The organism is Kitasatospora sp. NPDC059462, from assembly GCF_042749955.1.
Classification (GTDB): Bacteria; Actinomycetota; Actinomycetes; order Streptomycetales; family Streptomycetaceae; genus Kitasatospora.
In genome coordinates this window covers 40707-62444 of sequence record NZ_JBHYUU010000028.1, presented here as the reverse complement: position 1 = coordinate 62444, position 21738 = coordinate 40707, and the positions used below count along the sequence as shown (strand labels likewise).

At 76.7% G+C, this 21738-nt stretch carries 19 protein-coding genes; 6 read left to right on the top strand and 13 right to left on the bottom strand.

The window, feature by feature from the left end:
- Positions 1-125: 125 nt before the first annotated feature.
- Entirely contained in the window at positions 126-758 is a 633-nt protein-coding gene (locus tag ACFXAM_RS10930; RefSeq protein ID WP_380289667.1) for a response regulator, read from the bottom strand.
- Between the two features lie 308 nt (positions 759-1066).
- Here ACFXAM_RS10930 and ACFXAM_RS10925 point away from each other — a divergent pair, with 308 nt between their 5' ends.
- Positions 1067-3388 carry a sensor histidine kinase gene (locus ACFXAM_RS10925; protein ID WP_380289662.1) on the top strand — a complete coding sequence of 774 codons (2322 nt, stop codon included), beginning with the start codon at positions 1067-1069 and terminating at the stop codon, positions 3386-3388.
- Between the two features lie 115 nt (positions 3389-3503).
- Here ACFXAM_RS10925 and ACFXAM_RS10920 read toward each other — a convergent pair whose 3' ends face one another.
- The 12 genes from ACFXAM_RS10920 to ACFXAM_RS10865 all read right to left on the bottom strand — a co-directional run bounded on the left by ACFXAM_RS10920 (position 3504) and on the right by ACFXAM_RS10865 (position 14868).
- On the bottom strand, positions 3504-3683 hold the full coding sequence (locus ACFXAM_RS10920; RefSeq protein WP_380289660.1) for a hypothetical protein: 180 nt from the start codon (positions 3681-3683) through the stop codon (positions 3504-3506).
- A 158-nt stretch (positions 3684-3841) separates the two neighbouring features.
- Positions 3842-4966 carry an NAD(P)-dependent alcohol dehydrogenase gene (locus ACFXAM_RS10915; protein ID WP_380289658.1) on the bottom strand — a complete coding sequence of 375 codons (1125 nt, stop codon included), beginning with the start codon at positions 4964-4966 and terminating at the stop codon, positions 3842-3844.
- A complete protein-coding gene (locus ACFXAM_RS10910) occupies positions 4963-5541 on the bottom strand; it encodes a VOC family protein (protein WP_380289656.1) in 579 nt (192 codons plus the stop codon). Before ACFXAM_RS10910 ends, ACFXAM_RS10915 begins: the two co-directional genes overlap by 4 nt.
- The gene (locus ACFXAM_RS10905) at positions 5538-6494 is read right to left on the bottom strand and encodes an SDR family oxidoreductase (protein WP_380289654.1); all 957 of its coding nucleotides are present in this window, start codon (positions 6492-6494) and stop codon (positions 5538-5540) included. Before ACFXAM_RS10905 ends, ACFXAM_RS10910 begins: the two co-directional genes overlap by 4 nt.
- Positions 6491-7342, bottom strand: coding sequence for a cupin domain-containing protein (locus tag ACFXAM_RS10900; RefSeq protein ID WP_380289652.1), 852 nt, complete (start codon positions 7340-7342; stop codon positions 6491-6493). The genes ACFXAM_RS10905 and ACFXAM_RS10900 overlap by 4 nt, the downstream gene beginning before the upstream one ends.
- Positions 7339-8520 (bottom strand): zinc-binding dehydrogenase, encoded by a 1182-nt coding sequence (locus ACFXAM_RS10895; RefSeq protein WP_380289650.1) that lies wholly within the window; start codon positions 8518-8520, stop codon positions 7339-7341. Before ACFXAM_RS10895 ends, ACFXAM_RS10900 begins: the two co-directional genes overlap by 4 nt.
- On the bottom strand, positions 8517-8927 hold the full coding sequence (locus tag ACFXAM_RS10890; RefSeq protein ID WP_380289648.1) for a hypothetical protein: 411 nt from the start codon (positions 8925-8927) through the stop codon (positions 8517-8519). Before ACFXAM_RS10890 ends, ACFXAM_RS10895 begins: the two co-directional genes overlap by 4 nt.
- Positions 8924-9643 (bottom strand): hypothetical protein, encoded by a 720-nt coding sequence (locus tag ACFXAM_RS10885; protein WP_380289646.1) that lies wholly within the window; start codon positions 9641-9643, stop codon positions 8924-8926. Before ACFXAM_RS10885 ends, ACFXAM_RS10890 begins: the two co-directional genes overlap by 4 nt.
- A gap of 194 nt (positions 9644-9837) precedes the next feature.
- A complete protein-coding gene (locus ACFXAM_RS10880) occupies positions 9838-10917 on the bottom strand; it encodes a hypothetical protein (RefSeq protein WP_380289644.1) in 1080 nt (359 codons plus the stop codon).
- Positions 10918-12504: 1587 nt separating this feature from the next.
- Positions 12505-12972: a hypothetical protein gene (locus tag ACFXAM_RS10875; protein ID WP_380289642.1), complete on the bottom strand. Its 468-nt coding sequence runs from the start codon at positions 12970-12972 to the stop codon at positions 12505-12507.
- The gene (locus ACFXAM_RS10870; RefSeq protein ID WP_380289640.1) at positions 12969-13676 is read right to left on the bottom strand and encodes a cupin domain-containing protein; all 708 of its coding nucleotides are present in this window, start codon (positions 13674-13676) and stop codon (positions 12969-12971) included. The genes ACFXAM_RS10875 and ACFXAM_RS10870 overlap by 4 nt, the downstream gene beginning before the upstream one ends.
- On the bottom strand, positions 13669-14868 hold the full coding sequence (locus ACFXAM_RS10865) for a sedoheptulose 7-phosphate cyclase (RefSeq protein WP_380289665.1): 1200 nt from the start codon (positions 14866-14868) through the stop codon (positions 13669-13671). Before ACFXAM_RS10865 ends, ACFXAM_RS10870 begins: the two co-directional genes overlap by 8 nt.
- A gap of 358 nt (positions 14869-15226) precedes the next feature.
- On the opposite strand from ACFXAM_RS10865, the gene ACFXAM_RS10860 reads away from it, so the two are divergent.
- The 5 genes from ACFXAM_RS10860 to fahA all read left to right on the top strand — a co-directional run bounded on the left by ACFXAM_RS10860 (position 15227) and on the right by fahA (position 21568).
- Complete coding sequence (locus ACFXAM_RS10860) at positions 15227-16627, top strand: phosphoribosyltransferase family protein (protein WP_380289638.1); 1401 nt, start codon at positions 15227-15229, stop codon at positions 16625-16627.
- Between the two features lie 318 nt (positions 16628-16945).
- Complete coding sequence (hppD, locus tag ACFXAM_RS10855) at positions 16946-18160, top strand: 4-hydroxyphenylpyruvate dioxygenase (RefSeq protein WP_380289636.1); 1215 nt, start codon at positions 16946-16948, stop codon at positions 18158-18160.
- 116 nt (positions 18161-18276) lie between these two features.
- Positions 18277-19476: a homogentisate 1,2-dioxygenase gene (locus ACFXAM_RS10850; protein ID WP_380289634.1), complete on the top strand. Its 1200-nt coding sequence runs from the start codon at positions 18277-18279 to the stop codon at positions 19474-19476.
- The gene (locus ACFXAM_RS10845; protein WP_380289632.1) at positions 19473-20351 is read left to right on the top strand and encodes a hypothetical protein; all 879 of its coding nucleotides are present in this window, start codon (positions 19473-19475) and stop codon (positions 20349-20351) included. The genes ACFXAM_RS10850 and ACFXAM_RS10845 overlap by 4 nt, the downstream gene beginning before the upstream one ends.
- Entirely contained in the window at positions 20348-21568 is a 1221-nt protein-coding gene (fahA, locus tag ACFXAM_RS10840; protein ID WP_380289630.1) for a fumarylacetoacetase, read from the top strand. Before ACFXAM_RS10845 ends, fahA begins: the two co-directional genes overlap by 4 nt.
- The last annotated feature ends 170 nt before the right edge of the window (positions 21569-21738 follow it).

Genomic DNA, 21738 nt, shown 5'->3' with positions numbered 1-21738 from the left:
CTCATGATGAGGGCCTCCTCCCCCGCATCCTGCGGGTCCCGCCGTCCCGGCGGCGCGGGACGACGGTCCGGTCCCGGCCCCGGCCCGGCCGGCCCGGGGGTGGCGGCGGGGTGCCCGCGGGGCGGTCAGCCGTCGCCGAGTCCCATGTCGCGGGCCCGGGCGACGGCCTCGGCGCGGGTCGCGACGTGCAGCTTCTCGAAGATGTGGGTGACGTGGTTGCGGACCGTCTTCTCCGCGACCACCAGCTCCCGGGCGATCCGGCGGTTGTCCAGTCCGCGCGCCACCAGGTCGAGGACCTCGGCCTCGCGGGCGGTGAGCGCCGGGAAGAGCTGGCCGGCCTCCCGCACCCGGGCCCCGGCGAGCAGGGTGGTGATCCGTTCGGCGACGTCCGCGCCGAAGACCGCTCCGCCCGCCGCGACGGTGCGCACCGCGTGCAGCACCTCCTCGCGGCCCGCGCCCTTCACCAGGTAGCCGCGGGCCCCGGCCTGGAGGGCGGCGAGCAGGCTGCCGTCGTCGTCCGCCATGGTGAGCATCAGCACCGGCGGGGCCGGCTGGCCGGCGGAGAGCCGCCGGGTGGCCTCCAGCCCGGAGCCGTCCGGGAGCGAGAGGTCCATCACGACCATGTCGGGGTGGTGGCGGGCGACCGCCTCCGGTACGTCGCCGGCGCGTTCGGCCTCGGCGACGACGACGATGCCCTCGGCGCTCTCCAGGGCGGCCTTCAGGCCTTCGCGGAACAGCGGGTGGTCGTCGACGATCAGGACCCGGACCGGTGCGGGCGCCCGTACCTCGTCCGCCCGGCCCTCCGGCTGCCGCGGTTCTTCGGCTGGCTGGTTTTCCTCCACGTGGCCGACACTACCAGCGATATCTTCGCGACTCTGCGTGACGACGGTGACGGCGGGTGCCCGCCCGGCGGACGGGCCGTGGACGGGGGCGTCCCCCGACCGGGGCGGACGAGACCACGACCCCATGCGCCCGGGACGGCGGGCGGCCGACACTGGAGCAAAGCGCGCCCGGCCCCGCGACCGGCCGTCGGTGGCCCGTTCCCCACCCGTCCCTAGGCGGTGCCATGACCACGGTGACCCCCTCCCGCCCCCGGCCGCACACGCGGGCCGGGGCTCCGCCACGGCGGACGCCCGCCCAGCGGCGGCTCACCGGCGCCGCCGCGCTCACCGTGCTCTGCCTGGCGGTCGCCACCCTCTGGATCTGCTACGTCCTCGTCCACCTCGGCGCCTCCGGGGTGGAGGGTCCGCGGGACCAGCTCGCCATCCTGGTCTACGCCCTGCCGACGGCGGCGGCGGGCATGCTGCTGCACGCCCACCGGCCGGGAAATCCGCTCGGTTGGGTGATGCTCCTCTACGCGCTGACGTCCATGCTGCCGAGCGCCGTCGCCGCACCCGTCTCGGTGCAGGTCACCGACCCCGGGCTGGTGGGCACCGCCGCGGTGGTGCGCGCGGTCTGCGACACCGTCAGCGTGACCCTGTTCTACGTGCTGCCGCTCTGGCTGCCGGCCGCCCGGCTCACCACCCGCCGGTGGTGGTGGTACATCGGCGCCGTCACCCTCTGGGTGATCCCGGACACGATGTCCTTCCTGGACCGGCCGACCGTCTACGGCCGCCCCAACCCGCTCGCCGACACCGCGCCCGCGAACTTCCTCGGCTCCGTGGCCGACCACGTCGGCGGCCTCTACGACGTCACCAACTACCTGCTGATCGGCATCGCCGCCACCGTGCTGCTGGTGCGGCTGCTGCGGCGCAGCGCGCCCCGGCGGCGCGCGCACCTGGCCGGGATGCTGGGCGCCTACCTGCTGTGGGCGGGCATGCAGGAGTACTACGAGCGCCGCTACGCGTACGAGTACTGGCTGAGCTACGCGCTGTTCACGGCGGCCGGCGCGGTGTGGGCGGTGGCCGTCGCCTTCCTGGTGGTCCGGGACGGCGGGTGGCGGCTGGACCGGGCGGCCCGCTCCGTCCTGACCGGGCTGCTGCTCGCCACCGGGCTCACCGTGCTGTTCGTGGCGTGCGCGGCGGTGCTGTCCGCGTGGCTGGTGCCCGGCCGGGGCGCCGCCGCGCTGTTGCTGATCGCGCTGGTCTTCGCGCTGGGCGCGGGTCTGCCGCGGGCCGCCCGGTGGGCGGTGGGCGTGGTGGACCGGCTCTACTACGGCGACCGCGCCCAGCCCTACCAGGTGCTGCGGACGCTGGCCGGGCAGGTCCGGCAGGTGGTCGAGCCGCAGCGGCTGCCGGCGGCGCTGTGCACGGCCGTCGCGGAGGAGCTCAGGCTGCCGGGCGTGGCGCTGGCCGTCTCCACCCGGGCCGGGCGCCGGCCGCTCGCGGCGGTGGGGCGGCTGGACGGGCCGGTGCGGGGCTTCGAGCTGGTCCACCACGGCGTGGTGATCGGGGAGTTGACGGTGGGGCTGCGGGCGGGCGAGGAGCAGTTGGAGCCGAGCGACGCCGACATCCTGCGCTCGCTGGCCGACCAGGCCTCGCCGGCCGTCGCCTCGCTGCGGCTGGCGGAGGACCTCCAGGCCAGCCGCGAGCAGATCGTCGCCGCGCGTGAGGAGGAGCGGCGCTGCCTGCGGCGGGACATCCACGACGGACTCGGCCCGGCGCTGGCCGGGCTTCGGCTGCGGGTCGACAACGCGGCCTCGGCGGCCGAGACGACGGCGGGCGCGGGGACGGCCGGGACGGCAGGGAGCGCGGCGGGGACGGCTGGGACCGCGGCGGGGACAGCGAGCAGGGCGGCCGAGACGGCGAGCAGGGCGGGCGGGGCAGCGGGCGGAACGGGCGCGGGTGGGGCCGCCGGGGCGGCGGCCGAGGGGATCGCGCGGACGCTGCAGGGCATCTCGGACGACCTGGCGATGGCGATCAAGGAGGTGCGGCGGATCACCGACCGGCTCGGGCCGGCGCCGCTCGGCGAGTTCGGCCTCACCCGGGCCGTCCAGCACCTGGCCGCCTCGTTCAGCACCGACGGGCTCGCCGTCACGGCCGCCCTGCACCCGGACCCGCTGCCGGACCTGCCCGCCGCCGTGGAGGTGGCCGCGTACCGGATCACCGCCGAGGCGCTCAACAACGTGCTGCGGCACGCCGACGCCCGGCACGCCCGGGTGACGATGCGGGTGGACGACGCGAACCTGACGCTGACCGTCCAGGACGACGGGATCGGCCTCGGCGTCCCGCAGCCGCCCGAGGAGGGCCCCCCGGGTGCACCGGGGCCCGCGGGAACGGACCTGGCGCGGCTGGGGTCGTCCGGCGGGGTCGGGCTGCGGTCGATGGCGGACCGGGCGGCCGAGATCGGCGGACACTGCACCATCGCCCGGCTCACGCAGCAGAGCGGGACCCGGGTGCTGGCCGTCCTCCCCCGGCACCCCTCGCAGCGGCGCGGCCCCGCGTCCTGAGCGGCGGCGCACCACGACGCCCCCCGCCCCCGCTTCCGGCAGGACCGGGAGCGGGGGCGGGGGGTCGGGGGTGGGCCGGGGAGGGATCCGGCGGAAGCGATCACGGGTGACCGGTTCAGCAGTCCTTCTGGCCCGGCTTGCAGTGGCGCTCGGGTTCCGCGGCGGAGCCCGCCTGCGCGGGAGCCGACTTGGCCACCGCGCCGATGACGGCGCTCCTGATGACCGCGGTCGCTGCGGCGACGCCGACGATGGCGGACGCGACGCCGAGCGTCTTCGAGGTCGTGTTCGTTGCCATGGGATGGGTGCTCCAGATTCTTCAGCTCCGGGCGGTCGAGCCGATCAACCGCTCCGCACTCCACTCTGGTCGGCGCCACGCCCCGGGCACATGGGCCCGCCGTCCCGTTCCGGTCCCAGAACGGGACGGCGGACCCGACGGCGGGCCATCGGCGCAGCTCAGGGCAGCATCAGCACCGGCTTCACCACCTCCCCCGCCTCCGCCGCCGCGGCCGCCTCCTCGACCGCCGCGAACGGGAACGTCCGCACCAGCCGGTCCACCGGCAGCCGTCCCGCCCGGAACAGGTCCACCAGCACCGGCAGGAACCGCTGCGGCACGCTCGCCCCCTGGTTCACCCCGACGATCCTGGGCGCCCGGGCGAGCAGCCCGGGGACGTCCAGGCCCACTTCGCTGCCGGCCGGCGGCGCGCCGACCACCCCGCAGGTCCCGCCGACGGCCAGCGCCTCCACCGCCTGGCGCAGCGCGCGGACGCTGCCGCTGGTCTCCAGCGTGTGCTGCGCGCCGCGCCCGCCGGTGAGGTCGCGCAGCGCCGCCACCGGGTCCGCGGTGCCCGCGTCGACCACGTCGGTGGCCCCGAGTTCGCGGGCCAGGGCGAGCCGCTCGGGGCGCAGGTCGACGGCGACGATCCGCACCACCGGGGTCGACCGGGCCGCCAGGACGGCGGCCAGTCCCACCGCGCCCGCGCCGAACACCGCCAGGGTGTCGCCGGGTTCGGGCCGCAGCACGTTGAGGACGGCGCCCGCGCCGGTCTGCACGCCGCAGCCGAGCGGCGCCAGCACCTCGAACGGCACCGGCGGGCCGGTGACGGGCACGGCGTTGCGCTCGTCGGCGAGCGCATGCCCCGCCAAGGAGGACTGGCCGAAGAAGTGGCCGTGCAGCGCGGCGCCGCGGTGGCGGCCCGTGCCGTGCACGGTGGCGCTGCCGTCCAGCCGGAAGCCGCCGAAGAGGTTCAGCGCGGCCCAGTGGTCGCAGCGCACCGGAAGCCCTGCCCGGCAGGGCGGACAGGCGCCGCAGGAGTCGAAGGTCAGCACGACGCGGTCGCCGGGCCGCAGCCGGGTGACGCCGTCGCCGACCGCCTCGACGGTGCCCGCGCCCTCGTGGCCGAGGACGGCGGGCAGCGGCGCGGGCGTGCGGCCGGCCCGCACGCTCAGGTCGGTGTGGCAGATGCCGACGGCGCGGATCCGGACCAGGACCTCGTCCGTGCGGGGGCCGTCCAGCCGGACGGTCTCCGGGCGGAACGGCCCACCGGTCCCGCGCACCACGGCGGCGGTGGTCTCGATCACGACGGACCGGTCCCGTCCGACGGCGCGCCGGCGGCGTCCCACGGCCCCGGGGGTGCGAACAGCCGGTCGGGGGTGGCGCGTTCGTAGGGCATGCCGGGCGGCATCGCGAGCACCTCCAGCTGGAGCCCCCAGGGCGCGCGGAAGTACACCCAGCGGTCGCCGTCGATCGGTCCGCCGTCGGCGATCGTCTGCGGCTCGCCCAGCACCTCGACGCCGGGCCGGCGGCGCAGGTGGGCGACGGCGCGGTCCACGTCGTCGACGGCGATCGCGAGGTGGTGCCCGCCCCAGTCGCTGTTGGCGGGCTGCTCGCGGCGCTGGCCCGGGGCGGTGTACTGGAACAGCTCCAGGTTGCTGACCGGGCCCAGGCGCAGCATCGCGATGTGCGCCACCGCCGAGCGGTGGACGCCGAGTTGGCGGTGCATCCAGTCCTCGTCCCCGGGCGGCGCGGCGACCGGTCCGAGGCGGTAGAGCAGGCGGGCGCCGAGGACCTCGGTGAAGAACGCCACCGCCTGGTCGAGGTCGGGGACGGTGTAGGCGACGTGGTGCACGGCGCGCGCGCCGGGAATGCCGGTCATCGGGCGCTCCTTCCGGGGGCGTTCGGGAATCCGGAGGCTTCCGGGGCTTCCGGGGCTTCCGCTTCCGGGGCTTCCGGGGCGTCGGGCCGCTCGGGGCGGAGGGCCCGTTCGTGGGCGGCGTCGCGCTGGTTGGCGATCGCGCTCATCAGGCTGAGGCCGCCGTCGACGGTGAGCGACACGCCGGTGGTGTACCCGGCGTCCGGGCCGGTCAGGTGGACGACGGCCGCCGCGACCTCGGCCGCCCGGCCGGGCCGGCCCACCGGGATGGCGGGCCGGGCGAGGGCGCCGAGGTCACGGCCGTCCAGGGCGCGGCCGTCGAGGACGCGGTCGTCGACGACGCCGTTCATCCGGGTGGCGGTCTCGCCGGGGCTGACCGCGTTCACGGTGATCCCGTACGGCGCCAGCTCCAGGGCCATCACCCGGGTGAGCGCGCCGAGCGCGCCCTTGGCCGCGCAGTAGGCGGAGCCGCCCAGGATCGGGGTGAACTCGTGGACGGAGGTGACGTTGACGATCCGCCCGCCGCGCCCCTGGCCGACCATCCGGCGGGCGGCCGCCTGGGCGCAGGCGAAGGGGCCGGTGAGGTCCACCGCGAGGATCCGCCACCAGTCGTCCAGGTTCTCTTCCAGGGCCGGTGAACGATGGTTGATCCCGGCCGAGTTGACCAGGATGTCGATGCCGCCGAGCTGCTCGGCGGCGCCGTGCACGGCCCGCGCCGCGCCCCCCGGGTCGGCGAGGTCCAGCGGCAGCAGCACGGTCCGCCCGCCCCCCAGTTCGGCGGTCCGGCGGGCGGCGGCGCGGTCGGTGCGGTAGCCGATCGCCACCGCGTGCCCGGCCCGGGCCAGGGCGACGGCGGTGGCCCGGCCGATGCCGGAGCTGGCCCCGGTGACGACGGCCACCGTGGGCGGCCGCGCACCGCCGTCGGGGTGCCGGTCGTGCGGTCCGGGGACGCTCATCGGGTCACCTCCGCCGCGGCGGCGGGGCGGACCCGGTAGCCGGCCCGGGCGAGGCTCGGCGCGCCCAGGTAGCCGTAGAGGGCGTCGGTCGGACCGGCCGGGCCGGTGCGGAAGCCGTGCCACTCACCGGCCGGGACGAACACCAGGTCCCCGGCGCGGACCGGGATCCCGGTGGTCTCCGTGAGGTGGGTGCCGCCGCCGGAGAGGACGAGGAAGAACTCGTCGGCGTGCGGGTGCCGGTGCAGGTCGTGGCTGCCGCCGGCGCCGAACCGCGAGGCGGCGACGGTGAGCCGCAGGGCGCCGACCGTCTCGTCGGTGGCGAGCCAGTGCACCGTCATGCCGGCCGAGCCGGCGATCGGCGCGCTGCCGGTGCCGGTTCCGGTTCCGGCGCCGACGTCGGTGTCGCTGCTGCGTGCGGCGGGCACCGCCGCGGCGGGCGGGTCGGGGGCGGGCGGGTCCGGAACGTCGCCGTGGGAGCGGAGGCCGGGCCTCGGCGGCGCGAGCGGGACGGGGTGGGGGCGCGGCGCGGGCCGGTCGCCGGGCACCGCGAGCGGCCGGACGGTCAGCACGGCGGCGGGCGCGCCGGGCAGGGCGGTGAGTCCGCAGACGCTGCCGGGCGGGTGGTAGAGGCCCTCGCCCGGGCCGAGCACGCGCCCGGCCGAGCGGATCCCGCCGGAGAGCACCAGCGTCACGGATTCGCCCACCCGGGAGGGGTGGTGCTCGACGCGGACACCAGGCGGCAGGGTCTCGACGGTCAGACCGCCGTGCGCGGACGGCAGGTGCTGCGGGTCGATCAGCCGCCGGAACGCGGGGGCCGTCCGGGGGACGGCGGCGGGTACGAGGATCACGCGGGATCTCCTTCGGGGGGAGGGACGGGCGCCGCGTCGCCGACGCGGCCGAAGTCGAGGAGCACCTTGGGCGGGCCGCTGCGGCCGCCCGCAAGCAGGCGGAACGCCTCCGGCCCGGCGGCCGGCGGCAGCACGGCGGCGATCAGCGGCTCGGCCGTCAGCACGCCGTCGCGGAACAGCCGCAGTGTGCGGTCGTAGTGGTCCAGGCCGTGCCGGACACCGATCACCTCCAGTCCGCGCAGGGCGAGTCGGCCCGGGTCGAAGTCCGGGCACGGGCCGCTGGCCACGCCGATCACGGCGAGCCGGCCGCCCGGTTCGAGCAGGTCGAGGCCGAGCGCGAACGCCGGGCCCGCGCCCGACGCCTCGACCGCGAGCGCGTAGCGGCCGGGGCCGGCGGCCCGGGCCTGCTCGGGGCTCAGCGCGCGGCGCGCACCGCAGCGCAGCGCGAGCCGCCGCCCGGCCGGGTCGATGCCCACCGCATCCACCGACTCGCCCAGCCGGGCGGCGAGTTGGACGGCGAGCAGGCCGATGGTGCCGGTGCCGAGGACGACCACCCGGTCGCCGAGCCCGCATCCGGACCGTTCCAGCCCGGCCACCACCGTCACCGCCGGTTCGGTCAGCACGGCGGCCCGGTCCGGCACCCGGGCGGGGATCCGGGACAGCGAGCGTTCCGGCAGCACCACGTACTCGGCGGCGGCGCCCTGGCGACCGTAGAGGCCGACCTCGGTGAGGCGTTCGCACAGCGGGCGGCGGCCGCGCCGGCACATCCGGCACAGGCCGCAGTGCACCATGGTGTGGCCGACCACCCGGTCGCCGGGCGCGAACTCGGTGACCGCACGGCCGACTTCGGCGACCGTGCCGCACCACTCGTGCCCCGGGACGAGCGGGAAGCGGGCCCGCCCGTCGCGCAGGTAGGCGGCGGTGCCGTGGAGGAGTTCGAGGTCGGTTCCGCAAAGGCCGACCAGGGAGGTGCGCACGGTGACCGCGTCCGGCCCCGGCGGCGCGGGCCGGGGCACCCGGGCGAGCACGACCCGGTGCGGTGCCTCGAAGCGCAGCGCCGCCATGGTCGCGGCGTCGGCCGTGGCACCGGCGGCCCCCGCCGTACGGGCGGGGGCCTCGGTGCGATCCGGGACGCGGTCGGAGGTACGGGCCGCGGCGGCCGTGGCGGGGCCGGTCACGGCCGGCTCCGCCGTTCGGCGCGCCGCCGGGCCAGGGAGCGCCTGGTCGCGGTGGTGCGGCGGGGCGCGGCCAGGGCGAGGCAGAGCACCTCGGCGCCGAGCGGACCGGCCTCCAGGAGCAGTTCCCGGCCCCGGGTCGCCAGCAGCAGATCGCCGTCGGCGGCCAGGTGGTCCGGCTCGTCGGCGGTCCGGCCGACGAGCAGGGAGCCGCGCACCACGAACAGGACGGTCTCGGTCTCGGGCCGCCCCGCCATCAGGTGGTGGGCGCCGGGGCTCAGCCGCAGGTGGTCGAAGCTCTCGCAGGCACTGGCGAGCATGGAGCGGCGCGCGAGGCAGCGCAGGCGCACGCGCTCGCCGTTCGGGCCGAGGATGACGGCGGCCGAGGCCGTGGCGGTGGTGACGATCACCGGGGCTCGCCTCCCTTCGGGCTCGGAGGGGTGTCGGGGTGGTCGGGGCGGCCGGCGGTGGGGTGTCCGGTCGCGGGACGGCCGGTCGCGGGACGGCCGGTCGCGGGACGGCCGGTCGCGGGACGGCCGGTCGCGGGACGGCCGGTCGCGGGACGGCCGGTCGCGGGACGTCGGGGGTCGGGGCGGCCGGTCGTGGGACGTTCGGCGGCCGGGTGGTCGGCGTCGGGATGTCCGGCGTCGGGGTGGTCGGCGTCGGGGTGGTCGGTCTCCGGTCGTCCGGCGGCCGGGTGGCCGTCCACCGGGCGTTCGGTGCTCGGCCGGTCCGCCGCCGGGTGGGCGAGGGCCCGGCCCGGGTGGCCGGCCACGGCGAGCACCGCGTGGAAGAACTCCAGACCGGCGGTGCCGGCCGTGAACACGGTGCGCGCGCCGAGCGGCAGGGTCACGGCGGTGCCCTCGACCAGCGGGATCCCGGAGTCGCCGGCCGCCGACGGCTCGTTCCCGGCCTCGGACCCGGCGTCGGCCTCGGCCCCCGGCACCGTGGCGGTGCCCGAGCCGGCCGTGATGTACAGGGCGCGCTCGACGCCCTCGGCGGTGACCTCGACGCTGCGGCCGGGGTCGAGCCACTGCAGTCCGACGGCGCGCAGCGGTCCGGTCAGCACCCGGCTGGGGTCGACGGCGCCGCGTCGGCGGAGGTCGGTGATGACGGTGCCCGGCATGACGGGAACTCCTTCTGGTCTCCTGCGGTCCGTACGGGGCCGCTTCCGTTGTCCACGATGTGGCGCCTGTCGTCCCGGTCGCACGGGAGCCGGGTCCTGTCCCGCTCCCGGCCCGCTCCCGGCCTGCGCCCGGCCCGCTCCCGGCCCGCTCCCGGACGGTGCCCGGGCGGCCCCCGTGCCCGGGTCCCGCGTCCTCACGGCGTGCCCGGGACCGGTCCGGCGGCCCGCAGCGCGACGGCCCGGGCGGGCTCCGGGCTGCCGGTGCGGCTGCGCGGGACGCCCGCCCCCGCGCCGTCGGCCAGACCGTCGACCGCGGCCCTCAGCACCGTGCCGTCCACCGGGGTCAGCAGCCTGCCACCGGCGCAGTACGGGCGGCCGAGCTCGGCGAGGAGCAGCAGCCCGGGCGCGCTCGCGGCGGCGAGCGCGGCGGTCAGCCGGTCCGGGTCGACCCCGCCGGGCAGGGCGGTCGCCGAACCGTTGCGGGCCAGCAGCTCCCGGTGGGCCCAGCCGGTGGCACCGTCCGCCAGCCCGAGCCGCGCCGCCACCCGGGCGGCGAGCAGCAGGCCCAGCGCCCCGGCGTCGCCGGGCGCGAGGGCGGGGCCGGCGACGGCCCGCACGGCACTCGCGAGGCCGCGGCCGTAGCCGAGGGCCAGCGCGGGGCCGGTCTCCTCGGGGTCGAAGCAGACCAGGGCGGCCCGCGCGTCGGCGCACAGGGCGAGCAGGGCGGTGAGCGTCGGCTCGTCGTACCGCGCGCCGGGGTGGAGGAGGGCGGCGAGCGTCGAGTAGTGGGCCGGGCAGACGGCGAGCACGTGGCGCACGACGGCGACCATCCCGGCGCGGGTCCACGCGGCGGGGCGCTCGGCGAGCACGTCGGCCCGCACCCAGGCCAGCGCCGCGGCCGGGACCGGCCGGTACAGGGCCAGTGCCGGACCGCACGCGGCGGCCAGGTCGGTGGGCACCCGGACGTCGGCCGGGTACCCACAGGCGCGTTCACCGCCGACGGCGACCACGACGGCCCCGGCAGGGGCGGCGGGCAGCGGTCCGTCGCGCAGGTCGTGCACGGTGGTGGGCGCCAGGCCGGCGGCGAGTGCGCGGACCCGGCCCAGCGGACCGGCGGGCGCCGTGCCGTCCGTCACCACGACGAACCGGCCGGCCCCGAACCCGTCCAGCCGCGCCCCGAGTTCGGCCCACGACGCCTCGCCGCTGCGCACCGCCAGGGAGAGCTGTGCGGCACCGGCCTGGATGCGGCGATCGAGCCGGACGCCTCGACGCATGGCGGCCTCCTCCCGTCCGGACGGCTCCGGACCACGGCCTCCACGCTGCGCCACCCACCGCCCCGCCCACCTGAGCCCCCGGCCCCCACCACGCCCCGCACCCCCGCCCGGGACGCCCCGGGGCGGGAACCGGCCCCGGCCGCGCCCCACGGACACCGGCCGGGGCCGCCCACCCCTCACCGAGTCCGCCCCGACCCCGCCGGTCCATGGCGGAGGGCCCCGGCCCCTGCACCCGGACCGGGCGGCGCCACGTCCCGAGCCGGCCCCACCTGCGCCCCGCCGACACCGGCCGGGGCCGCCGGACGGGCCCCGGGACGGCCCAGCTCCGAGCCCCGAACCTCACCGGGCGACGCCACGTCCCGAGCCGACCTCACCCGCACCCCACGGACACCCACCAGCCACCAACCGGCGCCACCACGGGCCCGAGCGCTCCGCCCCGACCCGCGCCGGAACGGACCTCGCCGCCCCCGCCGGGCGTCACCCATGTCCGGAGCGGCCCCACGCACGCCCCACGGACACCGTCCGCGACCACCGACCGGCCAGCCCAGCCCACCCCTCACCACGGGCCCGGATGGTCCGCCCCGACCCGCGCCGGCCCCACCCGCGCCCCACGAACACCGGCCGGGGCCGCCGGACGGGCCCCGGGACGGCCCAGCTCCGAGCCCCGAACCTCACCGGGCGACACCCACGTCCCGAGCCGACCTCACCCGCACCCCACGGACACCCACCAGCCACCAACCGGCGCCACCACGGGCCCGAGCGCTCCGCCCCGACCCGCGCCGGAACGGACCTCGCCGCCCCCGCCGGGCGTCACCCATGTCCGGAGTGGCCCCACGCACGCCCCACGGACACCGTCCGCGGCCACCGACCGGCCAGCGCAGCCCACCCCTCACCACGGGCCCGGATGGTCCGCCCCGACCCGCGCCGGAACGAGCCCGGGACGGCCCACCTGTCCACGACGGCCGGGCCCGGCCCCAGCCCCTGACCTGGGCCGGCCTCGACCGGCCGACACTCACGTCCGCAGCCACCGACCGGCTGGCGCAGCCCCCCTCAACACGGGCCCGGATGGTCCGCCCCGACCCGCGCCGGAACGGGCCCGGCCCCGGGATGGCCGGCGGCCCGCCTGTACACGGCGGCGGGCCCCGGCCCCGCACCCCCACCGGGCGACGCCCACGGCCGGAGCCGGCCCCACCCGCACCCCCATGGACACCGGCCGGCGCCACCCACGCCCCGGAAGGAACCCCGGTGATCCGCCCCGACCCGCGCCGGGAGGGCGCGGCTCAGGCCCCCGGACCTCGCCGGGCGACGCCAGGTCAGGAACAGGCCCCACCCCACCCACGGCCACCCACCGGTCACCGGCCGGGGCTGCCGGACAGGTCCCGGGACGGCCCGGCCCCGAACCCCCGAACCCCACCGAGCGACACCCACGTCGGGAACAAGCCCCACCCCACCCACGACCACCGGCCGGAGCCGCCGGGCAGGTCCCGGGACGACCCGGCCCCGAACCCCCGAACCCCACCGAGCGACACCCACGTCGGAAGCAGGCCCCACCCCACCCCACGGCCACCAACCGGCGCCACCCACCCCTCAGCACGCGCCCGGGCGGTCCGCCCCGACCCGCGCCCGCACGGCCGGCGGCCGGCCGCTGTCGCCGTCGGACACCGGGCCGCGCACGAGCTGCGGCCGGCGGTCCGGCAGGGCGGCGCTCACCTCGGCCGGCAGAACCGTGAGACAGAGCAGTTCCGCGCCGAGCGGGCCACCGTGCAGATGGACGGTCCCGCCGTGCGGAGCGAGCAGGAGGGCGCCACGGTCGAGCAGACGCAGCGGGTGGTCCGGGCAGTCGACCAGGACGACCGGGCCACGCAGCACGTACCAGGCCGCCTCGGTGGAGTCACGGCCGGTGAGGTCGTAACAGGCACCCGGCCCGAGGCTGATGTGTTCGAAGGCCTCGCACTCGCTGTGCAGCATGCCGCGGCGGGCGAGGCAGCGGGTGCGGATCCGCTGGGTGCCGGGGCCGAGGAGCAGGCGGGGTGCGGCCGTCCGGGTGACGATCATCGCCGCCCCCCGCTCTTCGGCACGAGTTCCGCGTGCAGGTAGACGAGGCCGCCGGGGCCGGCCGCGAGGTGGAGGTCGGTGCCGAGCGGCAGGGTGAACGCGGTGCCCGGGCGCAGCGGCACCCGGACGTCCCCGGCGCCCGCCCGCCCGTTGCCGCCGAGGACGAAGGCGGTGTGCTCGACGCCGTCGGCGAGCAGGAAGTCGCGCTCCCCGGTAGCGAGTTCGACGTGCCGCAGCAGGCGCAGCGGTCCGCCGACGACGGCGGAGGGGTCGATCGGACCGGTGCGTCTCAGGTCGCGGACCACGGTGCTGCCCACCGGGGCGGCGGCCGCCGGGTCGGCGGGCGGATCGGCGGGCAGTTCGATCACCAGCCAGTCCAGCGGCCCGGTCCCGGTGTTGCGCAGCCCGTGCCGGGTGCCGACCGCCGTCAGGACGGCGTCGCCCGCGCGGACGGTGTGCGGACGGCCGTCGAGGGTGACCTCGCCCTCCCCGGCGAGCAGGACGTACACCTCGCGGGTGCGGGTGTGGAGGTGTTCGCCGCTGACGCCGCCCGCCGGGATGCTCGCCCATTCGACGGCTTCCCAGTCCCCGGCGAGTCCGGCGCGGCGCGCGAGGCAGGTCCACCGGGTGGTCCCGGGGGCGCCGTGCACCCCGTGGACGTCGGCCGGTGCGGTGGTGTCGGCGATCACGACGGCGCTACGCACGCGTCCCCCTCCCCTCCGCAGCCCCCGCACCGGCACCGGCACCGTCCCCGGCCGACCAGGCGCGCAGCCACCCGGCCGCGTCGGCGAGTTCGGCCCCGTCGAGGTCGTCCACGAAGACGCCCGCCCCGATCCCGCGGGGCAGCGGCAGCCGTTGCCGCCCGTCGCGGTGGCGGACGGTGTCGGCGAGCGCCTCGCCGAGCGTGACGGGCTCCATCAGCGGGTGCCAGACGGGCAGTTCGAGCCGCCGCATCAGCCGCAGGATCCGTTCGGCCTGCTCGGTGTCGACCAGGCCGCGGCGCCGGGCGACGACGGTGGTGAGCGCCATGTCGGCGCAGACCGCCTCGCCGTGCAGGAGCTCGGGCAGCGCGCGCATCTCGACGGTCGGGCTGAACGAGTGGCCGTAGTCCATCAGGCGTTCCAGGCGGTGTTCCCAGAGGTTGGGCTGGAGCTCCTGGAGCATGCCGTGCACGGCGCGGCCGAGCACGGCGGCGCCGGCGCCCGGGGACTGGAAGCCGGTGTCGAGCAGGTCGCGCCCGTGGCGTTCCAGCAGGACGAAGAGGTCGGCGTCCTTGATCAGCGCGACCTTGAGGATCTCGGCGAGCCCGTTGCCGATGTGGCGCCGGTCCAGGGTGGCGAGGAAGGCCGGGTCGAGCAAGGTGTCGACGGCGGGGTGGTAGGTGCCGAGGCGGTTCTTGTGACGGCCGTGGTTCACCCCGGTCTTGGCGCCGACGCCCGCGTCGACCAGGCCGATCAGCGTGGTGGGGACGCGCACGAAGGGCGTGGAGCGGCGGTAGAGGCTGCAGGCGAGGCCGACGACGTCGGTGAGCACGCCCCCGCCGACCGCGATCACCGGCTCGCCGCGGCGGGAGATCCCGAAGGAGTCCATCCGGTCGGCGACCTGGAAGACCGCGTCCATGGTCTTCACCTGCTCGTGGGCGAGCAGGACGTGCGTCTCGTGCTCGACGCCCTGGGCGGCCAGGTAGCGGCGCAGGTGTTCGCCGTGCAGGTCGTGGACGCGGGCGTCGACGACGACGAGCCGGCGCCCGGGCGGGCCGCCGGCCCGGGCGAGCGCCGGGTTGCGCGGGTCCAGCACCCCGGGGGTGAAGCGGACCCGGTAGCTGACGGGCAGCGCGGTGGCGACGGTCCAGCCGGTGGCGGGGGCGCCGTTCACCGGGTCGCCGGTGGCGTGCAGGCCGGGGACGTGCGCGGCGGGGTCGTGCGGCGCGGGGACGTATGCGGGGGCGTGTGCGGGGACGGGCGCGGCGGCGACGTCGGGGACGGGGTGGTGCTGCGGGTGGGGGAAGGACACGGGTCGGCTCCTTCGGCGGGGTCGGCGGATCGGACGGCCCGGCGGGTGAGGGAGGGCCCACCGGACCGGTGTGCACCACGCTGGACCGCCCGTCGTCCCGGACGCACGGGCGGCCGGCCCCATCCGCGTCCCGGACCGTCCCGGCCCCGCCCGGGACGTGACAGGGCAGGCCGGGCCCCGGGCCTCCCGGTCGCGCCGCGCGCCACCCCGGCGACGTACGGTGGAACCGGAGGCCGACACCATGCACGCCACCGGTACCCACTTCACCGACCGCACCGACGCGGGACGCCGGCTGGCCGCCCTGCTGGGCCACCTGCGCGGCCCCCGCACCGTGGTGGTGGCCCTGCCGCGCGGCGGCGTCCCGGTGGCCGCCGAGGTGGCCGCCGCGCTCGGCGCGCCGCTGGACATCTGCGTGATCCGCAAGCTGGGCGTCCCGTACCAGCCGGAGCTGGGCATGGGGGCGATCGGCGAGGACGGGGTGCGGGTGATCAACGACCACGTGCTGCGGCCCGCCGGGGTGACGCCGGAGCAGCTGGCCGCGGTGGAGGCCCGTGAGCGGACCGAGCTGGAACGCCGGGCGCACCGCTACCGGGGCGGGCGCCCGCCGGTGGACCTGCGCGGGCGGACGGTGGTCGTGGTCGACGACGGCATCGCGACCGGCTCGACCGCCCGGGCCGCCTGCCTGATCGTGCGGGCGCGCGGGGCGGAGCGGGTGGTGCTCGCCGTGCCGGTGGCGCCGCGGGAGTGGACGGAGCGGCTGAGCGGGGTCGCCGACGAGCTGGTGTGCGTGGGCACGCCGTCGCCGTTCTTCGCGATCGGCGAGTTCTACGCGGACTTCTCGCAGACCGAGGACGCGGAGGTGCTGCGCCACCTCGCCGCGGCCCGCGCCGGCGAAGCGGGGTCCGGCGGCGAAGCGGGGTCCGGCGGTGGGGCGGGGTCCACCGACCCACCGGGAGCCGACGACGACGGGGTTCCGGCGTCCGACCGCGAGGTGACGCTGCCCGCCGCCGGCGCCCGGCTGACCGGCCGGCTGACGGTGCCCGCCGGCGCCCGCGGCATCGTGGTGTTCGCGCACGGCAGCGGCAGCGGCCGGCACAGCCCGCGCAACCGCCACGTGGCCGCCCGCCTGAACGACGCCGGGCTGGCCACCTTCCTGTTCGACCTGCTCACCGAGGACGAGGAGGAGGACCGGCGCAACGTCTTCGACGTCGAGCTGCTGGGCGCCCGGCTGACCGACGTGGCCCGCGCGCTGCCCGCCGAGCAGGCCCGCGCGGCCGGGGGCGCGTTCCTGCCGCTCGGGCTGTTCGGTGCGAGCACCGGCGCCGCCGCCGCGCTGTGGACGGCCGCCCGGCTCGGGCACGGGGTGGGCGCGGTGGTCTCCCGGGGCGGGCGGCCGGACCTCGCCGGGGAGGAGGCGCTGGGCACGGTGCTCGCGCCGACGCTGCTGATCGTCGGCGGCCGGGACGAGGTGGTGATCGACCTCAACCGGCGGGCGCGCGAGCGGCTGCGCTGCGAGAGTGAGCTGGCCGTCGTCCCGCACGCCGGGCACCTGTTCGAGGAGCCCGGGACGCTGGACCGGGTCGCCGAGCTGGCCCGCGACTGGTTCGACGGCCACCTCGTCCCCTGCGCTCCCCCGCCCTGAGCCGCTCCCACCGCCCCTCCCCCCTCCACCTCCCTCCACCCCGCTCCACCGCCCTGACCAGCGCACTCGCCCGATCGGGGCCGATGCGCAGAACTCGTGAAACCCCCCGGATCCACCGAGCATTCTGCACAGCATGACCAGCGATTTCCTGATCACCTTGTACACATTGAACAGTGAAAACCCGATCTGTTGCCCAATCCGCCCGACTGGAGCAAGCTCTCCGCTCAGCCGCCCGCATCCGCCCCCACCCCAACCCCGCGGAGCGGCAGCCTCAAGCGGATGCCTCAATGCCGAGGCCTCAATGTGGAGGAACGACCGATGACCCCGCAGTCCCACGCCCTTGAGCTGACCCCCGAGGAGCGCGAGGCCGGTCTCGACGCCGAGCAGCTGCGCCGCCTCGTCGGCCTCGTCGAGCACGACCCCGCCAGCGACCCGTTCCCGGTCACCGCGCAGGACGCCGTCGTGTTCGTGGTCGGCAACGCCACCCAGACGGCCCAGTTCTACCAGGCCGTCTTCGGCATGGAGCTGGTCGCCTACTCCGGCCCGGAGACCGGCCGCCGCGACCGCAAGGCCTTCGTGCTGCGCTCCGGCTCCTGCCGCTTCGTGATCAAGGGCGGTGTCTCCCCCGACAGCCCGCTGCTGGACCACCACCGCCGCCACGGCGACGGCGTCGTCGACCTGGCCCTGGAGGTCCCGGACGTCGACAAGTGCATCGCGCACGCCCGCGCCCAGGGCGCCACCGTCCTGGAGGAGCCGAACGACGTCTCCGACGAGAACGGCACCGTGCGCCGCGCCGCGATCGCCACCTACGGCGAGACCCGCCACACCCTGATCGACCGCTCCCGCTACACCGGCCCGTACCTGCCCGGCTACATCACCGCCCGGAGCAAGGTGCAGCACCCGGAGGGCTCGCCGCGCCGCCTGTTCCAGGCCCTGGACCACGCGGTCGGCAACGTCGAGCTCGGCAAGATGGACGAGTGGGTCACCTTCTACAACAAGGTCATGGGCTTCGTGAACATGGCCGAGTTCGTGGGCGACGACATCGCCACCGACTACTCGGCGCTGATGTCGAAGGTCGTCGCCAGCGGCAACCACCGGGTGAAGTTCCCGCTCAACGAGCCGGCCGTCGCCAAGAAGAAGTCCCAGATCGACGAGTACCTGGAGTTCTACACCGGCGCGGGCTGCCAGCACATGGCGCTGGCCACCAACGACATCCTCACCACCGTCGACGTGCTGCGCTCGCGCGGCGTCGAGTTCCTCAACACCCCCGACTCGTACTACGACGACCCGGAGCTGCGCGAGCGGATCGGCAAGGTCCGGGTGCCGATCGAGGAGCTGAAGAGCCGCGGCATCCTGGTCGACCGCGACGAGGACGGCTACCTGCTGCAGATCTTCACCAAGCCGATCGGCGACCGCCCGACCGTCTTCTACGAGTTCATCGAGCGGCATGGTTCGCTGGGCTTCGGGAAGGGCAACTTCAAGGCGCTCTTCGAGGCCATCGAGCGCGAGCAGGAGCGCCGCGGCAACCTCTGAGGCGGGCCGCCCCGGAGGCCGCCGGTCTCCGGGGCCGGCGATCTCCGGGGCACGCAGCCACCGCTGGAGCCGTAGGAAGCGCTGGGCCACAGGAAGGTCCGGGAGGAGCAGGGACGATGGCGTACTACCGGCAGCTGGGCAGCATCCCGCCCAAGCGGCACACGCAGCACCGCACGCCCGAGGGCGGGCTGTACTACGAGGAGTTGATGGGCGAGGAGGGGTTCTCCTCGGACTCCTCGCTGCTCTACCACCGGGGCATCCCCTCGGCCGTCGTGAACGCCGTGCCGTGGGAGCTGCCCGACCAGTCGACGGTGCCCAACCATCCCCTGCTCCCCCGCCACCTCAAGCTGCACGAGCTGTTCGCGGGCCAGGAGTGGAAGTCCGCGGACGTCGTGGCCTCGCGCCGGCTCGTCCTCGGCAACGGCGACGTGCGGATCTCCTACGTCGCCGCCGGGGCGCCGAGCGAGCTGTACCGCAACGGGCTCGGCGACGAGTGCGTGTACGTGGAGTCCGGCTCCGGCACCGTGGAGACGGTCTTCGGCGCGCTGGAGGTCGGCCAGGGCGACTACGTGGTCATCCCCCGGGCGACCACCCACCGCTGGGTGCCGTCCGGCGACGAACCGCTGCGCGCCTACTGCATCGAGGCGAACAGCCACATCACCCCGGTCAAGCGCTACCTCTCCAAGTACGGCCAGCTGCTGGAGCACGCGCCGTACTGCGAGCGGGACCTCCGCGGCCCGTCCGGCCCGCTGCTCGTCGACGGCGGCGACGTCGACGTCCTGGTCAAGCACCGCGGCCCGAACGGGATCTCCGGCACCCGGTACACCGTGCCGCACCACCCGTTCGACGTGGTCGGCTGGGACGGCTGCCTGTACCCGTACGCGTTCAACATCCGGGACTTCGAGCCGATCACCGGGCGGATCCACCAGCCGCCGCCGGCCCACCAGGTGTTCGAGGGCAACGGGTTCGTGATCTGCAACTTCGTTCCCCGCAAGGTGGACTACCACCCGCTGTCGATCCCGGTGCCGTACTACCACGCCAACGTGGACAGCGACGAGGTCATGTTCTACTGCGGCGGCGACTACGCGGCGCGCAAGGGTTCGGGCATCGGCCAGGGCTCGATCTCGCTGCACCCGGGCGGCCACACCCACGGCCCGCAGCCGGGCGCGTACGAGCGGTCCATCGGCGTGGAGTTCTTCGACGAGCTCGCGGTCATGGTGGACACCTTCCGCCCGCTGGAGCTGGGCGAGGGCGGCCGCGCCTCGGAGGACTCCGGCTACGCCTGGACCTGGTCCGGTCGGGGGCCGCAGCAGTGAGCACCACCCCCGTGATCCCGCCGCTGTTCCAGGGGCTCTTCGACGACGCGGCGGTGTTCCCGCCCGGGAACCTGCCGGTCGCCGACGCGGTGCCCGCGCACCGCGCGCACCGCACCGCCTGGTACGCCGACGCGGTCGGCCCGTTGCTCTGCGGGGCGGGCCGGCTGGGCGAGTTGGCGGCCGCGGCGCAGGGCGCCGGCCCCGCCGCGGCGCAGGACCCCGCCCCCGCCCTCCGGGTCGGGCTGGTGCTGCCGGGGGGCAGCTCCGAGCTCGGCCCGGCACTGGCCGCCGCCGCCCCCTTCGAGGTGGCCGGCGTCGAACTCGCCACCCGGGACGCCCGGGAGGCGGTCGCCGCGCTCGACCTGCTGCTGCCGGCCGACGTGCCGGCGGCCGTCGAGCTGCCGCGCGAACTGCTGCGCGGCGACGGCCTGGACGAGGTCCTGGACGTGCTGGTCGACAGCCCCTACCGGGCCAAGTTCCGCACCGGCGGGATCGTCGCCGGAGCCTTCCCGGACGAGCGGGAGCTGGCCGGCTTCCTCACCGGGTGCGCCCAGCGCGGCCTGCCGTACAAGTGCACGGCCGGGCTGCACCACGCCGTCCGGCACACCGACCCGGTGACCGGCTTCGAGCACCACGGTTTCCTGAACGTCCTGCTGGCCGCCCAGGAGACCGACCCGGCCGCGGCCGCCGAGGTGCTCGCCGAACGCTCCGGCGAGGTGCTCGCCAAGGCCGTGCAGACCCTGAGCGACCGTCAGGTCACGGTGATCCGCAACTCGTTCACCGCGTTCGGCACCTGTAGCATCGCCGAGCCCCTGGACGACCTGGCCGCCCTCGGCCTGCTGTCGCCCGACCCGAAGCCCCAGGAGGACCGTTGACCACCCCCCGCAGCTGGCTCGCCCCCGCGAACGACTCGCCGTTCGGCGTGCACAACCTGCCGTACGGCGTCTTCACGGCCGGCGACCGGCCGGGGCAGCGGCGGATCGGCGTGCGCGTCGGCGACTTCGTCCTGGACGCCGGCGCCGCCGCCCGCGCCGCCGGGAAGCCGTCGGTGCTCCTCGACGCGGACTCGCTCAACCCGCTGCTGGCCGCCGGCCGCCCGGTGTGGACCGAGGTGCGGGCCTCGCTCACCCGCTGGCTGACCGAGGAGTCCCACCGCGAGGCCCTCACCCCGCTGCTGCTGCCGCTCGCCGAGGTGGAACTCCACCTGCCGTTCGAGGTCGCCGACTACGTCGACTTCTACGCCTCCGAGCACCACGCCACCAACCTGGGCCGGATCCTGCGCCCCGGCTCCGAGCCGCTCACCCCCAACTGGAAACACCTGCCGATCGGTTACCACGGCCGCTCCGGCACCGTCGTGGTCTCCGGCACGCCGGTGGTCCGCCCGCACGGCCAGCGCAAGGCCCCGGCGGACGCCGTTCCGTCCTTCGGCCCGACCCGCCGGCTGGACATCGAGGCCGAGGTCGGCTTCGTCGTCGGCACGCCCTCCGCGCTCGGCGAGCCCGTCGCCCTGGACGCCTTCCGCGAGCACGTCTTCGGCGTCTGCCTGGTCAACGACTGGTCCGCGCGCGACATCCAGGGCTGGGAGTACGTGCCGCTCGGCCCGTTCCTCGGCAAGTCCTTCGCCACCTCCGTCTCGCCGTGGATCGTGCCGCTGGACGCCCTGGAGCACGCCCGGGTCGCCCCGCCCGCCCGCGACGTCGAGCCGCTCCCCTACCTCGACGACCGCGACGGCGAGCCGTGGGGCCTGGACCTCGCGATGGAGATCCGCCTCAACGGCCACACCGTCTCCCGCCCGCCGTTCGCCTCCATGTACTGGACGGCGGCCCAGCAGCTCACCCACATGACGGTCAACGGCGCCTCCCTGCGCACCGGCGACCTCTTCGCCTCCGGCACCGTCAGCGGCCCCGACGTCGAGACCCGCGGCGCCCTCATCGAACTCACCTGGAACGGCGAGAACCCGCTCAAGCTCCCGGACGGCACGACCCGCGCCTTCCTGGAGAACGACGACGAGGTGACCATCACCGCCACCGCCCCCGGCCCCGACGGCACCGTCGTCGGCTTCGGCGACGTCACCGGCCGCATCCTCCCCTGAGGACCCCCCGAACCATTTTCCCCCGCCGGACGAAGGGCGGCCCCGGTCACCACCGGAGCCGCCCTTCGTGCTTGGCTTGAAACCCTGGAATCGTGAAGCCTTGGAGCCTTGAATTCTTGAAGTCTTGAAGTCTTGACGCGAGTACGGCCGGTCGAGGACGAACGGGAGTG

What these genes read in the sequence shown, in the direction of transcription:
- ACFXAM_RS10925 (WP_380289662.1), top strand. Translation starts at nt 1,067, where the DNA reads ATGACCACGGTGACCCCCTCCCGCCCCCGGCCGCACACGCGGGCCGGG.
- ACFXAM_RS10920 (WP_380289660.1), bottom strand. Translation starts at nt 3,683, where the DNA reads ATGGCAACGAACACGACCTCGAAGACGCTCGGCGTCGCGTCCGCCATC.
- ACFXAM_RS10910 (WP_380289656.1), bottom strand. Translation starts at nt 5,541, where the DNA reads ATGACCGGCATTCCCGGCGCGCGCGCCGTGCACCACGTCGCCTACACC.
- ACFXAM_RS10905 (WP_380289654.1), bottom strand. Translation starts at nt 6,494, where the DNA reads ATGAGCGTCCCCGGACCGCACGACCGGCACCCCGACGGCGGTGCGCGG.
- ACFXAM_RS10885 (WP_380289646.1), bottom strand. Translation starts at nt 9,643, where the DNA reads ATGCCGGGCACCGTCATCACCGACCTCCGCCGACGCGGCGCCGTCGAC.
- ACFXAM_RS10880 (WP_380289644.1), bottom strand. Translation starts at nt 10,917, where the DNA reads ATGCGTCGAGGCGTCCGGCTCGATCGCCGCATCCAGGCCGGTGCCGCA.
- ACFXAM_RS10875 (WP_380289642.1), bottom strand. Translation starts at nt 12,972, where the DNA reads ATGATCGTCACCCGGACGGCCGCACCCCGCCTGCTCCTCGGCCCCGGC.
- ACFXAM_RS10860 (WP_380289638.1), top strand. Translation starts at nt 15,227, where the DNA reads ATGCACGCCACCGGTACCCACTTCACCGACCGCACCGACGCGGGACGC.
- hppD (WP_380289636.1), top strand. Translation starts at nt 16,946, where the DNA reads ATGACCCCGCAGTCCCACGCCCTTGAGCTGACCCCCGAGGAGCGCGAG.
- ACFXAM_RS10850 (WP_380289634.1), top strand. Translation starts at nt 18,277, where the DNA reads ATGGCGTACTACCGGCAGCTGGGCAGCATCCCGCCCAAGCGGCACACG.